Origin of the sequence: Saccharicrinis sp. GN24d3 (assembly GCF_052400645.1) — a bacterium.
Classification (GTDB): Bacteria; Bacteroidota; Bacteroidia; order Bacteroidales; family Marinilabiliaceae; genus Saccharicrinis.
The window spans coordinates 166,786-181,227 of the sequence record NZ_JBQTGI010000007.1 but is presented as its reverse complement, the minus strand read 5'-3'; the positions used below and the strand labels follow the sequence as shown (position 1 = coordinate 181,227).

Annotated in this window: 14 protein-coding genes; 6 read left to right on the top strand and 8 right to left on the bottom strand. The window is 37.8% G+C overall.

Annotation, left to right across the window (positions count from 1 at the left end; translation table 11 throughout):
- Positions 1-64: 64 nt before the first annotated feature.
- Complete coding sequence (locus ACT29I_RS10340; protein WP_444793372.1) at positions 65-952, top strand: class I SAM-dependent methyltransferase; 888 nt, start codon at positions 65-67, stop codon at positions 950-952.
- Between the two features lie 344 nt (positions 953-1,296).
- Here ACT29I_RS10340 and ACT29I_RS10335 read toward each other — a convergent pair whose 3' ends face one another.
- The 5 genes from ACT29I_RS10335 to ACT29I_RS10315 form a co-directional block, all read right to left on the bottom strand.
- Complete coding sequence (locus ACT29I_RS10335) at positions 1,297-2,667, bottom strand: aspartate kinase (protein ID WP_444793371.1); 1,371 nt, start codon at positions 2,665-2,667, stop codon at positions 1,297-1,299.
- Positions 2,668-3,073: 406 nt separating this feature from the next.
- On the bottom strand, positions 3,074-3,490 hold the full coding sequence (locus ACT29I_RS10330; RefSeq protein WP_430932465.1) for a DsrE family protein: 417 nt from the start codon (positions 3,488-3,490) through the stop codon (positions 3,074-3,076).
- A gap of 400 nt (positions 3,491-3,890) precedes the next feature.
- Positions 3,891-4,739, bottom strand: a complete 849-nt coding sequence (locus ACT29I_RS10325) for a patatin-like phospholipase family protein (RefSeq protein WP_430932466.1) — start codon at positions 4,737-4,739, stop codon at positions 3,891-3,893.
- Between the two features lie 99 nt (positions 4,740-4,838).
- Positions 4,839-5,924: a hypothetical protein gene (locus ACT29I_RS10320; RefSeq protein ID WP_430932467.1), complete on the bottom strand. Its 1,086-nt coding sequence runs from the start codon at positions 5,922-5,924 to the stop codon at positions 4,839-4,841.
- Between the two features lie 104 nt (positions 5,925-6,028).
- The gene (locus ACT29I_RS10315) at positions 6,029-6,328 is read right to left on the bottom strand and encodes a Dabb family protein (RefSeq protein WP_430932468.1); all 300 of its coding nucleotides are present in this window, start codon (positions 6,326-6,328) and stop codon (positions 6,029-6,031) included.
- A gap of 91 nt (positions 6,329-6,419) precedes the next feature.
- On the opposite strand from ACT29I_RS10315, the gene udk reads away from it, so the two are divergent.
- The 5 genes from udk to ACT29I_RS10290 all read left to right on the top strand — a co-directional run bounded on the left by udk (position 6,420) and on the right by ACT29I_RS10290 (position 11,298).
- Positions 6,420-7,031 carry a uridine kinase gene (gene udk / locus ACT29I_RS10310; protein WP_444793370.1) on the top strand — a complete coding sequence of 204 codons (612 nt, stop codon included), beginning with the start codon at positions 6,420-6,422 and terminating at the stop codon, positions 7,029-7,031.
- A gap of 5 nt (positions 7,032-7,036) precedes the next feature.
- Positions 7,037-7,759: a 3'-5' exonuclease gene (locus ACT29I_RS10305; RefSeq protein ID WP_430932470.1), complete on the top strand. Its 723-nt coding sequence runs from the start codon at positions 7,037-7,039 to the stop codon at positions 7,757-7,759.
- A gap of 366 nt (positions 7,760-8,125) precedes the next feature.
- Positions 8,126-9,193: a nitroreductase family protein gene (locus tag ACT29I_RS10300; protein WP_444793369.1), complete on the top strand. Its 1,068-nt coding sequence runs from the start codon at positions 8,126-8,128 to the stop codon at positions 9,191-9,193.
- A 3-nt stretch (positions 9,194-9,196) separates the two neighbouring features.
- Positions 9,197-10,375 carry a polysaccharide pyruvyl transferase family protein gene (locus ACT29I_RS10295; protein WP_444793368.1) on the top strand — a complete coding sequence of 393 codons (1,179 nt, stop codon included), beginning with the start codon at positions 9,197-9,199 and terminating at the stop codon, positions 10,373-10,375.
- A gap of 68 nt (positions 10,376-10,443) precedes the next feature.
- The gene (locus ACT29I_RS10290; RefSeq protein WP_444793367.1) at positions 10,444-11,298 is read left to right on the top strand and encodes a sugar transferase; all 855 of its coding nucleotides are present in this window, start codon (positions 10,444-10,446) and stop codon (positions 11,296-11,298) included.
- A gap of 6 nt (positions 11,299-11,304) precedes the next feature.
- Here ACT29I_RS10290 and ACT29I_RS10285 read toward each other — a convergent pair whose 3' ends face one another.
- The 3 genes from ACT29I_RS10285 to ACT29I_RS10275 form a co-directional block, all read right to left on the bottom strand.
- Entirely contained in the window at positions 11,305-12,819 is a 1,515-nt protein-coding gene (locus ACT29I_RS10285; protein WP_430932474.1) for an oligosaccharide flippase family protein, read from the bottom strand.
- Positions 12,820-13,148: 329 nt separating this feature from the next.
- The gene (gene deoC / locus ACT29I_RS10280; RefSeq protein WP_430932475.1) at positions 13,149-14,048 is read right to left on the bottom strand and encodes a deoxyribose-phosphate aldolase; all 900 of its coding nucleotides are present in this window, start codon (positions 14,046-14,048) and stop codon (positions 13,149-13,151) included.
- On the bottom strand, positions 14,048-14,371 hold the full coding sequence (locus ACT29I_RS10275; protein WP_430932476.1) for a nucleotide pyrophosphohydrolase: 324 nt from the start codon (positions 14,369-14,371) through the stop codon (positions 14,048-14,050). The genes deoC and ACT29I_RS10275 overlap by 1 nt, the downstream gene beginning before the upstream one ends.
- Positions 14,372-14,442 lie beyond the last annotated feature (71 nt).

The window sequence follows — 14,442 nt, the reverse complement described above, 5'->3', positions numbered from 1 at the left end:
CATATCGACAATATTTACATATTTAGATGCGTTTTTATATATTTGACATCAAGAAAAATAATAAATGGCAAACCTCGATTTTAAAGAGCAAAGTTACACCGCTCACGAACAGCACTACCAAGGAAACGAAAAGGTTTTTCGACGACTGGAAAATAAGGACAGTATTGACTTTTGGCGGCACGAAAGGATGTATAAAACACTTGCTCCTTTTATAACGGATAAAAACGACAGCTGGCTTACCGTTGGTGATGGTATTGGAACAGATGCCAACTGGCTGCAGGACCAAGGTTTAAACGTGGTAGCCTCAGATATTTCGGAGGTGGTATTAACTAAGGCGTTTGAAAAGGGTTTTGTAAATAAATTTAGTAAAGAAAACGCTGAACATTTAAGTTTCGACGACCAATCTTTTGACTATATATTTTGCAAGGAAGCGTATCATCATTTCCCACGCCCGTATTTGGCTTTATATGAAATGATACGCGTATCAACAAAAGCAGTTATACTTATCGAACCTGAAGATATTGGGATTCAGATGTCATTCATCGTATTTATTAAAAACATTCTCGACAGAATTTCACCTACGTTGATCAATAAAGTCTGGAAAAACCGTTTTTCGTTTGAAGAGGTAGGCAATTACGTCTATAAAATCTCCGAAAGGGAATTGGAAAAAGTAGCCATGGGAATCAACCTTCCCTGTATTGCGTTTAAAGGAATCAATGATTACTACACTAATTCATTAGACCTCTCCCAACCTACCAGTAATAAAAAGATCCTAAATAAAGTTAAGGCTAAAATAAGGACTAAGAATGTATTGTGCAAACTTGGCCTGATTCCGTATCAATTGAAGACCTGCGTGGTTTTCAAGACGACCCCAACACCTGAAGTGAAAGCAAAAATGCAAGAACAGGGCTTTAAGTTTGTTGAAATGGCCAGGAATCCTTATTTAAAATAAGATTCATTCATGGATTCCTCAATTTTGCACGGATTTTTCGTTGAAAACGGAAATAACGTAGTTTTTTATAATTGCAGAAACAACGTGGTGTTATAGTATTTTAGAAGCTAACTTGTATACATTGGAATATGTATGACCATGCTTATGGATCTTTTCTATGGTATTATTATATACAATGCAAACTTTTCTGCATATCAAGGCTAAAGCCAACCATCATACCGCCTCACTCACCACCTTAAAAACTGGTAAAGTGGGATGTCACATAACCACTAAACTCATTATCCTGAAGTATAGTTATTAATTCAATAAAGAAGCACTTAATCTGATTAATCTGTGGACGAATCTCAATCAAAAAACTCTTGATGAATTGCTTCTATGGCGGCGTCCCTGTCGGTATTGGCTACCATAAAGTAGCTGGCCACAACGGATGCGCCGGAAACAATCATCCGAACATTGATTTCCTTTTGAGCCAAAGCCATAAACATACGCCCTGCCACCCCAGGTTGGTCCAATATGCCTTCTCCAACCACCGCAATTGTTGAGAGTTGCTCGGTAGCAGTCAATTCGGTAACAGCAGAAAGCTCCAGTTTTTCAACAATATCAAAAGCTTTTTTAATATCCTTTGCTGATAATAACAAATTAATGACTACCTGAGAGGTAATTACCGACTTGATATTGATTCCGGCCCTATCCAAAGCTACCGTAATCTTAGCCAATACACCCTTTTTAAGACCTACTCCTGCTCCTCGAAGTTTTAAAATGCAGAAGTCATCGCTGTAGGTCACACTTTTAATAATCTGTTCGGTCACTGTTTCCGTTGCCTGAACAACTGTTCGTGGCTCAATAATTCCATCAAAGGCATCAATATTTCCAATATGAATAGGAATACCCACTTCTTTTAGCGGCTCAACTGTACGCGGATGCAAGATACTGGCACCAAAATAAGAAAGCTCTGCCGCTTCGGCATAGGAAAGTTGAGTAACCCGTTTAGCAGAGGGAACCAGTTTGGGATTGGCACTCATAAAACCATCCACATCTTTCCATACATCCAGTGATTCTGCTCCGAGACACCGGGCTATGGCCGCGGCAGAATAATCACTTCCTCCCCGTCCCAGTAAAGTTACTTTGCCGTTTTCAGACACACCATAAAAACCGGGAACCACATAAATTTTATTTTCTTTCAATCGTTCTTGCACATGAGGTGCGGCTTTATCATAATCAACCGTTGCATTTCCAAACTCGCCATCGGTTAGCAGGGGCATATCTTCGGGCAGAGCTTCTTCGGCATCAATTCCCTGACTTTGCAAAATAGCGGCCAGCACCAGTGAACTTAAACGCTCCCCATAACTCAGTATTACATCTTCCACAAATTCGGGTACATCACCAATGTAATGGATTCCTGTCAGGTAGCGGCTTAGCTCACGAATCCTGCTTTCAACCGCCTTCATGGTTTTATCCTGCCACTCTTTACTTTCAAAATTCTCTTCGATGGCTTCGGCTTTGAGTTCCCTTAAAAAGTGGACAAGCGTTTCAATATGCGATTCATCCTTTTTCACTTCTACCATTGATTTTATCAGATGGTTGGTGATTCCATAGAATGCAGAAACCACAATGACCATGGGCTTGTCATAGGCTTTAATCACGCGTACCAGCTTTTGTATATCTTCTTTCTTTTTCAGGTTCGATCCTCCGAACTTGGCGACTATTTTGTTCATATTTTTTTAGACAATACACTTTTAGACATGAGATAAGAGACTTTAACTTTTAGATAATAAACAGCACTTTAAGCATAGACACAATAAGTCTATTATCTAAAGGCCTGTAAATATTTACGACCGGCAGGGCATTCGAAAGTAACGTATCTGTTTCATAATTGATAGTTTATTATTTTCGATTGACGAATCAGGTATTGGCGCCTTCCGATAATACCTGATACTAATATCCTGGTATTTGTTGTTGGTATATAAGTATAACGTTAGGTGGTTGCCATAGTTTCAACGAGCCTGTCGCGTCCCTTTTCCAAATAAATTCGTTTTGTTAGGTTAGCAAAACAATACAAACATAGAAGTAATCAAATGATTGATGAAAGATATTTGTCATGTTGCCAACCTGCAGAATATCTCAGTAATTCAACTGGCACCAACCTTCTTTCAATCGTTTTGTGAGCGGTTTTCCCATGCCTTTCACATCAATACCGAATTCTTTCAGTTCGTCTGCCACATTGTACATTTTGGCACAATGGATACAGGCTTCCACTATCACGCCATCTTGTTTCATTTGTTTTACCTTAGCTTGTAAATCTTCATTTTCCGAAAGGAGTTTTGCCGAAGGCCCCCACACGATTAGGTTCACTTGCTGAAACCATCCATATTTCTTTGCGGCATGCGTATACATCAAGCAAACCTTTTCGGCGACTTCCGGATCACCACTACTCCAAATAACCATTAGCTTTTCTTTTTCGGCCGGTTCTTTTTCCTGCGCGTTTGTCAACTTCGGATTACATAGCAACATCACAGCCATTATTAGTAAAATTCTCATAACCAATTATTTTAATATTCATAATGTATTATTTCTTATATATCATAATAGAGAGAAAATTAAATCTCACGATGTCGGAAAACCAATGTTTCTTCCGGGGCAAATTTGCCGAAGTCCCCAGCGATTGGGAGCGGATTAGGACATCCAACTCACATAAATGATTGTTAACACCCTCAAGAATACTGAACAGGCCTTGCGATGATAACCATACGACGGCAAAGGTCGAACGAAGTCAACGATTAATGACCTTGAGACAGCATAACAGTAGCAGATTTGAAGCTACAGCCTGATTTTCAATTACCATGTTTGGTACTCTGGGTTCAAAGTTAAGTCGGTATCGGAGATTTTCATAATTTACCGCCAATATCCTACTATTTTTTTTAATATTTTAGGTTAGCCACTAATCAATAAAATCCAATAAAGATCTCAGCATGTCATCGCTTTGTTGATACCCTATGTTAAAAGCTTCTTTTAACTTTTCCTTTTTCTTCTCTGTCCTGTTTACGGGAAGTTTCGTGTCAGGTCTAAAAACAAAGGCTTTGCCTTCCTCTTCTAACCTTTCTATCATCTCCAATTGTTGGTTATAAACTATATGTCTGTTCAGGATTATATCTACCAATTTCGGGTATTTATGGTACATCAATTTGATCAGTCGTTTTGATTGTATGGGGCTTTTTAGGTATCCCTTGGGTTGGGTTAAAACAACGACCACTTTTTCGCATCCATCTGAAAATGCTTTTTCAACAGGTATGGGATCACTGATACCTCCATCCAATAGCAATCTGCCGTTCAAATGTACCATTTTTGAGGCGAAAGGTAAACTGGTTGAAGCTTCCAGCGCCTTAAAAGATTCTTCATGGTTACTATTTGAAATATAATAGGGTTTCCCCAACTGGCAATCGGTGGTTACATAAATCAGTTTCTGCCTGGATGAAGCAAAGGCATTAAAATCAAATGGGATAAGTTTATTTGGTACATCCCCAAAAATAAAATCCATACCAAACAACTCTCCTTTGGTGAATAAACGAGCGTAACTCATATACCTTTTATCGTTAACAAAGGTGTAGGGAACTTCCAGGTTTCTTTTGGTTTGCTTTGCCAGGTAATTGGTGGCATTGCTGGCTCCCATCGAAACCGCAACAATGTATGGAAACTCAAGTCCATTTTTATGAAAATGGTGTAAAATCCCGGCTGTATACAACCCGCGAAACCCTCCTCCTTCCAACACCAAACCTGTTTTATTATTCATACTCGTTAATTGATAGTTAGATTTTAGATTAAAGAGCTGTACATCAACACGCATTGTTATCGCACCGCCTGTACATTATTATATGTGGTCATCGCATGACTACCAATCGGTATTTTTCTCGATAAAAGCAATTAAACTTGCAGCCATATTTTTGTTATCATCTACCCTGGGGTGCCCGTTTTTATTGATGTAGGGGAAAAAGTGGGTGAGAATCTTATCATCTTCCAAAGCGTCGACTGCACTTTTCACATATCCCGGCCATGGCGAACCTGCCCTGGTTGCATCCATGCTTCCCAATGCACAAATAATATAACTTTTGGGATAGGCAGTTCTAATTTTGCTTACAAAATCTGCGTAGGATGAAATAATCTTTTCTTCGGACGGTTTCTGATCCCCGAATCTATATTTGAATGCTTCGTGATCGGGTAAATTTACCAACCAGCTGTCGTTTTGCATTAGGTTGATCACGACTATGTCAGGTACTTTTTGTGTAAAATCCCAAAGACTTGTCGCGTCGGCTGGGTTTAATCGGTTATATATCTCGGGCATGATAACACCATGCCAGCTGACCTGAATACCGATACCGGAACGTACCGTACAGTGCAGATCTGCTTTGAAGTGGCGAGCTGTAATCGCCGCATAGGATTTGTAGTTATTGGTAAAAGTACTATCAGGGGAATCGCCACCCGTATTGTTCTCAATGGCATACCCTGCTGTAATGCTGTTGCCAAAGAACTCAATCAATCTTCCGTTTTTTTCTGATGCTTTTAAAACCTCACCATTAACAATGGTATATCCGGCAAACTGTGTACTTCCCGTATGCCATTCATTTCGTTTTATTAGGGAAATGGAATGTTCGGTGTCCAATGCCAGACTATCCGCCAAAAGATAGGTCTTTTCTCCCTTGTCTAGCTTTAACGGAAATTCAGGTTGGCCGTCAACTACTATGTTGAAGTAGTTGAGCCCGTTTTCATCATGTAAGGTAGCTGAAACCGAAGTTCCTTTAAAATTCATGCTTACACTTGAACCACTCCAATACATCTCAACCGAATCCGGGTTTTCAAAGTTGATTCTGCCCACATAATCCAATTCGGGATTTGTGGGTTTGACTTGTATAAACGAAGACCTATTGCATCCTGCCAAAATTACGAGCAGGAATAGTAGATGGCGAATGTATAATTTCATGTTGAATAATTTTCTAAAAACTGATAATCAGTTTGGTTATTAATGGTTTACAAATAATCCGATTTTTGGATTCAGCCATAACGGCAATCTTTATACAGGATGGTTTACATGATGTAATCAACACACGATCTGGAGGTAAGTACGGGACGTAATATTTTGCTCACGGCAACGTGCTCGGGATGCTGATTGTAAATGTCAAGGGTTTCTAAGGAATCCACATCAACCATTAATGCAATATCAAATTCTTCAGCGGGGTTGATGTTTAAACCCACCTCTAAACGTTTGATAACATCAATTTTTGCCGGCAATGCTTCTAAAGCAGATTTTAGCTCGTTCATCTTGTCATTTTTTGCAGCATTAGATTCAAATTCCTGCAGTTTAAATAAAACGGCGTGTCTGATCATAGTGTTTCTATTTTAAAGTTTATTTTTGTTACAATTATCTTCACAAAGATATAAGAAAGGAAGATTAAGCATCAGAGATAAATAAAAAAGCATGTTAATAATTGGAATTGCGGGAGGAACCGGTTCGGGAAAAACAACAGTAGTCAGGCGAATTATCGAGCAGCTCCCGCAGGGAGAAGTAACAGTTCTGCCGCAAGATTCATACTATCGCGACAACAGCGATATACCTTTGGAAGAACGCCAGAAAATAAATTTTGACCATCCCGATAGTTTAGAGTTTGAATTATTGATAGATCACTTAACAGCCTTAAAAAAAGGTGAAACCATTCAATTGCCGACGTATTCGTATGTAACTTGTACCCGGGGAGAGGAAACTATCGCGGTACAGCCGACACATGTGGTTATTGTGGAAGGTATTTTAATATTGGGAAATAAGGAACTAAGAGAGTTAATGGATTTGAAGATTTTTGTGGATGCCGATGCTGACGATAGACTTTCGAGGGTAATAACGAGAGATATTATTGAACGCGGCAGAGATGTGGCCCAGGTATTGGATCGCTACAAAAAAACGGTAAAACCCAGTCACCTGCAATTTATAGAACCCACAAAGCGATATGCCAACCTGATTGTTCCGCAAGGCGGCAATAATGTTGTTGCGATCAACCTATTAAAACAGTATATTGAGCAAAACCTTAATAAATAAACGTCATGCTGGATAACTTAAAGCCCGAAAATATTCTTTTCATCGATATTGAAACCGTTCCGCAACATTCAAGTTACCAGGAAGTGGACGAAAACCTTCAAAAGCTTTGGGACAAGAAAGCAGAATACTTTTTGAAGGAGGAAGAATCGCCTGCCGATATTTATCAAAGGGCAGGTATTTATGCCGAGTTTGGAAAGGTTGTTTGTATTTCGGCTGGGGTTATCCATTATGTGAAGGGTGAAATGCATTTTAAGGTAAAGAGCTTTGCCAACGACGATGAAAAGGTGCTCTTGCGTGAGTTCGCTGATATGTTGGAAAATTTCATGCGCAAAAGTCCTGACAGGAATTTGTGCGGGCATAATGCCAAAGAATTTGACTTCCCATATATCGCCCGTAGGATGCTTATCAACGGGCTCAAGCTCCCCCAGGCCTTAAACATAGCAGGTAAAAAACCCTGGGAAATAAAATTTATTGACACCCTGGACTTATGGAAGTTTGGGGATTATAAGCACTATACTTCGTTAAACCTGCTGACAACCATTTTTAATATACCTTCGCCCAAAGACGATATTGATGGCAGCCAGGTGGCTGATGTTTATTACAAGGAGAAAGACCTTGAAAGAATAGCCGTTTATTGCGAAAAAGACGTGTTGGCAACTGCTCAATTGCTATTGCGCTTTATGGGCAAACCGTTGATTGAGCAAGACTATTTTGAAAGGGTGATATAGTGCAGTGACAGTGGTCTGAGTGGTTATGTAGTGTCTTTTTTAAAGCAGTTTCAATGGGTAATATCTGCCAGCCGTCAGGCATCTGGCCATTCAACAACAGCAAAGCTTGCAAGGTAAACACCATCCGGATGATGAAATTTCCAACCTCAACTCATACAGATATCTTTAGCATTAATGATTAAATATAACAGAAACTGCACTTTTTCTAATGCAGCTTTGGGTATTTTGTATCTCTTAATCACACAATAAAATCTTGTGACAGCGTTGAGGCAGATTGGGGAGTAAGTTGTCTCTAACAATTATATATTTTGGTGTTTATTCTTCTCCTTTTTGCCTATTTTTACCTGCTCATTGCAAATTCATTAAATGAAAGCATTAATTCGCAATATATTAGGGGAAGAGTTTATCAACGATATCTTCCAAAAGTATTTTAGGTGGAAAGAAAAGGTACAGTATGGAATTATATATCCAATATTGTTGAAAATCCCTTTTGCTCCAAATTTTTATTTTTTATTTTCCAAGTCGTTCGGATCTGAAATGAAGATGTTTGTTGGTGCAAGAATGGATTACATAAAAAAACAACATCATAAAACAGAAAACCTGTTTTTGCTGAGGAGAAACATTCATCGCCTTGAAAAAGGTTTGATAATGAAGAACCGCCGAAAGATATTCGCATTGGATTATATAGAGGAAACGGTTACGTTGCTTAAAAGCTTAATAGCCAGCAAAAACGATAACGACCAGATAAATTGGGCGTGTGACATTTTGAACCAATACTTTGAGGTGACAGATGCGCATCCTAAAAGAGATAATGCTTTAAAGATATTTAGTACCATATCGGCCAATAGAAATTCAGACAGGAGTTTTGGGCCGTTTATAGTGCCAGAAAACAATAAAGAAGATCAATATTCCTTTGCTGCGTTGGCAAAAAAAAGAAAGTCTGTAAGGTTTTTTGAACCCAATAATATCCCTGAAAGATCTTTGATGGATAAAGCGGTTGAACTGGCAGCACTGGCACCCAGTAGTTGTAACCGTCAGCCTTTTAGTTTTAGGATTGTGGATAACCCAGAATTGGTAAAAAAAATGGCGGTGCTACCAGGAGGTACCAAAGGTTTTTCTGATGAGATAGTTGCTATGGTGGCGGTAGTTGGCCAAATGAACGTCTCTCCATCTATTTCCGACCGGCATTTAATGTATATTGATGGTAGTCTGGCATCCATGAATTTTATGTTGGCGTTGGAAAGTTTGGGTATCGCATCATGCCCCTTAAACTGGCCAGAGGATAAAAATAAAGATAATAAAGTTAGAGCATTGTTATCGTTGGGTGATTTTGAACGACCAATTCTGATGATAGCGTATGGTTATGCAGCGAAGGATGGAAAGTTAGCTTATTCGGTTCGAAAGCCATTAGATCAACTAAGGAGATACAATTAGGGCATGCAAAAGATATTGATTACCGGAGGTAATTTCATCAATAAAGGAGCTCAATCCATGCTGTTTTGTTTGGTGGATGGTTTAAAGAAAAAATACCCGCAAGCGGATTTAGTCATGATAGACATTTTCCCGAGCCAGCATGGGGATAAAAAAAACAAGTATACTTTCAAAATAGTGAATATGCATATTCGTACTGTATTACGGATGGCATTCCCGATTCTGAAAATATTGGTTAAACCAAAGCCAATTAGTAACCCGGAAAATGAAATTGAAAAACACTTCAGCACGGCTGATATGGTACTCGACATTAGTGGTTATGGTGTGAGCTCGCATAACCAGAAAGCTATTTGGACTTATGCAACACTTTTTCCGGTTAGGTATGCTAAAAAGTATGATGTTCCCTTTGTGTTTCTCCCTCAGTCCATTGGACCTTTTGATTTTACCGGATGGAAAAAACTGGTGGTTTGGCCGTTAATTAAAAAGTACCTTAAGTATCCGAAAACTATTTTTATTCGTGAACCGGATTGTAGAACACATCTCGATAAAATTAATACGCAGCAGGTAATTGATTCTTTCGATTTGGTATTGCAATCATCTAAAATTGAAGCTAAAAATATTTTTGCAGACTCCTCTTCTTATAATAGCAGAAGTTTTAACATACCTGAAAATTCAATACTTCTTATTCCTAATAAACAGCTAACGCGACTGAAATCTCAAGAAGAAATGATTAATTTATTTTCTTCGTTAGTGAAGACGATGGTTAACCAGGATCAGAAAGTGGTTATACTACGTCATTCTGCCGATGACAAGGAAATGTGTGACCTGATAGCCAAAGCATCTAAAAACGAAAATGTTTATTTAATGAATGAAGATTTGGACCCCTTGGAGTTGCAAGAGTTATTCGAATCATCTAAAATGGTGATCGCGGCCAGGTATCATGGTTTGATTCACGCGTTAAAATTAGGAAAACCATGTTTGGTGATTGGGTGGGCTAACAAATATAGCCATGTAATGAACACGTTTGGTTTAAATGAATTTTACTTTGACATTAGAAAAATGGAAGTGGATAACATTAATTTTGCATCGCTAAAAATGTTGAAGAGCGTTGAAGAATATAAAATGAAAATAGAAGACAAGTTAAACGAAATAAAATCGTCAGATATCTATAAATACATTTATTAATCATGCTTGCTCCCATTGTTCTCTTTACATATAATAGGCTACATCATACGCAAAAAACAGTTGAAGCTTTGCAAAACAATAAACTTGCAAACCAAAGCCGTTTGTTTATTTATTCCGACCAGGCACAGTATGATCAGGATGTTGTAGAAGTAAATAAGGTCAGAGCGTATTTAAACCAGATATCAGGGTTTAAAAAAATAACAAAAGTTTTTCATGATGAAAACAAAGGCCTGGCTGCTTCTATTATGGATGGTGTTAGCGATGTTTTAAAAGAATATGAAAGCGTCATTGTGTTGGAGGATGATTTGGAGACATCTCCATATTTCCTGACTTTTATGAACAAAGCATTGGATAATTACTCGCATGAAGAGGTTTGGAGTGTGGCTGGATATACACCCAAGATTTCAATTCCCAAGGATTATTGTTATGATACTTATTTGGCCCACAGAAACTGCAGCTGGGGTTGGGCAACCTGGAAACAAAATTGGGAGAAGACAGATTGGGAGGTCAATGACTTTGACGATTTTTTCGTGGATAAAAACAAAAGGAGTGATTTTGAAAGAGGAGGAAATGATCTTTCCATCATGCTTCTGAAACAGCAGAAAAAAATTATTCATTCCTGGTCCATACGATTTAACTATGCGGCCTTTAACAATAACTTACCAAGCGTCTATCCTACTCAGTCCTACGTTAAAAATATGGGGGTTGATGGCAGTGGAACCCATATGAAAAAAAGTGGGAAGTACGATTCTGAATTAAATTTTTCTGATAATTCTAATATGCTATTTGCCCCGAGTAATATAATTGATTCAAGGATTTCAGTTAGGTTTAAAAAATTCTATAATACTTCGTTATACAGGAAGGCCATCAATTGGTATTACTCCAGACGGGAAGTTAGATCTATCAAAACTAAGTGTCGTTGAATGTGTTTAATGGTTGTTTTTAAGTGAGTTGATATTGTTTTTTAAGTTGGAAAGTTTACTCCATTTTATCCAGAATGTATTTATCCTGTCTTTTTCCGCCGCTAATAAAAAACCCGAGAAGTATATAATGGAAGGCCATAATAACAATAAGCTAATTTTAAAAGTGAGTGCACCCATAAAATTCTCAATATGAATAACATATAATGGGATAATTGATACAGAAAGACTGACGAACAGAATCAGTATGCGTTTCCATTCCAGGTGTAATTGGGTTAGTTTCAGCGTGTAATATACCAATACCCCTGATGATATTATTTGAACTATACCCGTTGCGTAGGCAGCTCCTATGGCATGCCATCTTGGAATAAACAAAATATTTAAAATGACGTTTAACATTCCTGCAACAACCGAAAGGGTTCCAATAATTTTTGTTTTTTTTATTTTATTAATGGGTAATGTAAGCATTTGCCGTATTCCACCGAAAATAAGACCGATGGTGAGTATGGGAACTAGAATGATTGAATCCTTATAATCAGTTTGTTGTGTATTGAATAGCATTAATGCTTCTTCTATAAAAAGGATAAGTAGTAAACTACAAAACGAAATCACCATTAAAAAGTAAGTAAACGACCTGGTGAAAAACTTTTCTCCTTCTTCCTTATCGGCACCCTTAAAATAACTGTGCATATAGGCGTTCATAAAAGCATTGACAATTAACAAATTTACAATATTCGAAATTTTATGGGCTATTGTAAATGTTCCTACGTTTTTTAAATTAGAAAAGAGATTGATAAAATACTTATCGGTAAAATTGAATAGCACATTAACCATATTTCCCAGAGCAACAGGAAATCCGTATTTTAATATGTCTTTGATTATTTTAACCTCTAATTTTAACTTTATATTTCTTACAATAACAGGAATTAGTATCAAAAACTGAAAGGAAGCCGATAAAATGGTGGCCCAAAATAGTCCTTCCAGTCGCATTTTAAACCAAGCTAAAAACACATATACAAAACCTACAAATGAAATTAATTGAACTAATTGAACTACGGAGTGTTTTTTTGCCCTGTGTTGTGCTCTTAATAGCAGCATTGGGATTTCGGACAATAGTTTTATCAGGTTGCCCACGATAAACAGAACTACCAAATAATTGCCTATTGGAGTTTTTAGGTAGTATCTGGAGACTAAATCGAATCCAAGGTATAAAAGAATACTAAAGAGCACACAGACAATAACATTAAAGGTAAATGCCGTAAAGAACAAACTTTTTTGGTTGGGAGTGTTTCCCTTATCCCAATACCATCGGGCAAAGCCAAGTTTAACACCTAGTCCGGAAAATACCTGAAAAATTTGAAACAATGCCTCAAATAAGGCGAAGAGCCCAAATACTTCAACCGGTAGGTATAATAAATAAATGGGTAAAAGTATTATGCCGGAAAACTTACCAAAAAAGTTACCTAAACTGTAAAAGAAGGATTGAATTACCGTTGACCGTAAACGATTAAAAATATCACTCATTGGAAGCTATAATTGAACTTCAAACTTAAGAAAAGAACAAATGGAAACAAAAAATGCCACCTCGTTTTAATTGAGAAAGCATTTTATTATATGTTATATTTTAATCTTTATTCTACGGGAATCATATTGACGGTGTTCCAGTTGGTGCCATCATATAGCTGTAGTTTACCGTCCGTTCTAAAATACATATCCCCCGTTTGGGCATCTGCCAGAGAGTTTCTTGAGGTTCCAACCTTATAGCTTCATAAATATGTAATTTCTTTTTAGATTCTGTTTGTCACAGGTTACCAAAGTTTTATCTTCGATGTTCAAACAATTCTACTGTTTAATTAAAAGAATTTTATGTCCTCCGAGCTGCCATTTTCAAGCTTTAAGATATCAGTTAATAGGTTGTTGGCCAGTCTGCTGGCACCAATTCTAAAAAGTTTGTTGTTCAACCATTCTTTTCCCAGAACCTCTTTTACCACAGCATAAAAACCAATTGCTTCGGCAGTAACTGCTATTCCTCCGGCAGGTTTGAAACCAATAAGTTTACCTGTTTTTGCATGATAGGCTTTAATGGCATGGCACATCACATAAGCGGCATCCAATGTGGCTGCGGTGGGTATTTTACCAGTGCTCGTTTTTATAAAATCAGCCCCTGCGTCCATGGCAATGATCGAGGCATTCCAGATAAGTTGAGGATCTTTAATGGCTCCTGTTTCCAGAATCACTTTAAGATGGGCGCTCCCACAGGCTTCTTTTAATTGGCGAATTTCCTCATATACAAATTCGTAGTTGCCTTCCAGAAACTCACCAATGGATAGGACCACATCAATTTCGTTAGCACCGAAATACACCGCTTTTTTAGTTTCCAAAACCTTTAAATCCAGAAATGTTTGAGATGCTGGGAATCCGGCCGAAACAACCGCACGTTGCACGTTATCCACCTTTAGATATTGTTTTATGATGGGCGCAAATACCGGAAATACACAAACGGCACCCACAGAAGGAAAAGTAGGGTATTTGTCACTAAATTCGTTTACCTTTTGAACAAAAGCTGTAACCGATTCTGCCGAGTCAGTTTCTTTTAGGGTGGTTAAATCAATACAGCTGAATATGTTTTTTAGTACTTCGGCATTCTTTTGTAAATCTTGGTTTGTAGATGTAATGTGCTCAATTTCTGCATTTATGTTCTCTATATTGAAATTGATTTTATAATCTTCAAGTATATTTTCCGATTGCATCATTATTGTAGTTTTTTATTGTTCGTGTGTCTGTCTCTATCTCTATTGGTTTTCTTCTTCATATTTTTCTCGAGCGCTTCAGTAAGATCAACCCCGGTTTGATTGGCCAGGCATATCAGTACCCACAACACGTCGGCCATTTCATCTGCCAGATTTTCTTTTTCGCCCTCCTTAAAAGATTGCTCCCCATATTTACGAGCCATTACCCGTGCCAATTCGCCAACTTCTTCGGTTAAAATGGCCATATTGGTAAGTTCACTGAAATATCGGACTCCAATGGTTTTTATCCATTCATCCACTTTATTTTGAGCATCTTTAATGGTCATAACTGAGCAAATTCTAATTTCATTTGTTTAATTAACTGAGCAAATATAAAAATAATAGAACGTTAAATATG

What these genes read in the sequence shown, in the direction of transcription:
- ACT29I_RS10295 (WP_444793368.1), top strand. Translation starts at nt 9,197, where the DNA reads ATGCAAAAGATATTGATTACCGGAGGTAATTTCATCAATAAAGGAGCT.
- ACT29I_RS10340 (WP_444793372.1), top strand. Translation starts at nt 65, where the DNA reads ATGGCAAACCTCGATTTTAAAGAGCAAAGTTACACCGCTCACGAACAG.
- ACT29I_RS10330 (WP_430932465.1), bottom strand. Translation starts at nt 3,490, where the DNA reads ATGAGAATTTTACTAATAATGGCTGTGATGTTGCTATGTAATCCGAAG.
- ACT29I_RS10300 (WP_444793369.1), top strand. Translation starts at nt 8,126, where the DNA reads ATGAAAGCATTAATTCGCAATATATTAGGGGAAGAGTTTATCAACGAT.
- ACT29I_RS10275 (WP_430932476.1), bottom strand. Translation starts at nt 14,371, where the DNA reads ATGACCATTAAAGATGCTCAAAATAAAGTGGATGAATGGATAAAAACC.
- ACT29I_RS10285 (WP_430932474.1), bottom strand. Translation starts at nt 12,819, where the DNA reads ATGAGTGATATTTTTAATCGTTTACGGTCAACGGTAATTCAATCCTTC.
- deoC (WP_430932475.1), bottom strand. Translation starts at nt 14,048, where the DNA reads ATGATGCAATCGGAAAATATACTTGAAGATTATAAAATCAATTTCAAT.
- ACT29I_RS10335 (WP_444793371.1), bottom strand. Translation starts at nt 2,667, where the DNA reads ATGAACAAAATAGTCGCCAAGTTCGGAGGATCGAACCTGAAAAAGAAA.
- ACT29I_RS10320 (WP_430932467.1), bottom strand. Translation starts at nt 5,924, where the DNA reads ATGAAATTATACATTCGCCATCTACTATTCCTGCTCGTAATTTTGGCA.
- ACT29I_RS10325 (WP_430932466.1), bottom strand. Translation starts at nt 4,739, where the DNA reads ATGAATAATAAAACAGGTTTGGTGTTGGAAGGAGGAGGGTTTCGCGGG.
- ACT29I_RS10315 (WP_430932468.1), bottom strand. Translation starts at nt 6,328, where the DNA reads ATGATCAGACACGCCGTTTTATTTAAACTGCAGGAATTTGAATCTAAT.
- ACT29I_RS10305 (WP_430932470.1), top strand. Translation starts at nt 7,037, where the DNA reads ATGCTGGATAACTTAAAGCCCGAAAATATTCTTTTCATCGATATTGAA.
- udk (WP_444793370.1), top strand. Translation starts at nt 6,420, where the DNA reads ATGTTAATAATTGGAATTGCGGGAGGAACCGGTTCGGGAAAAACAACA.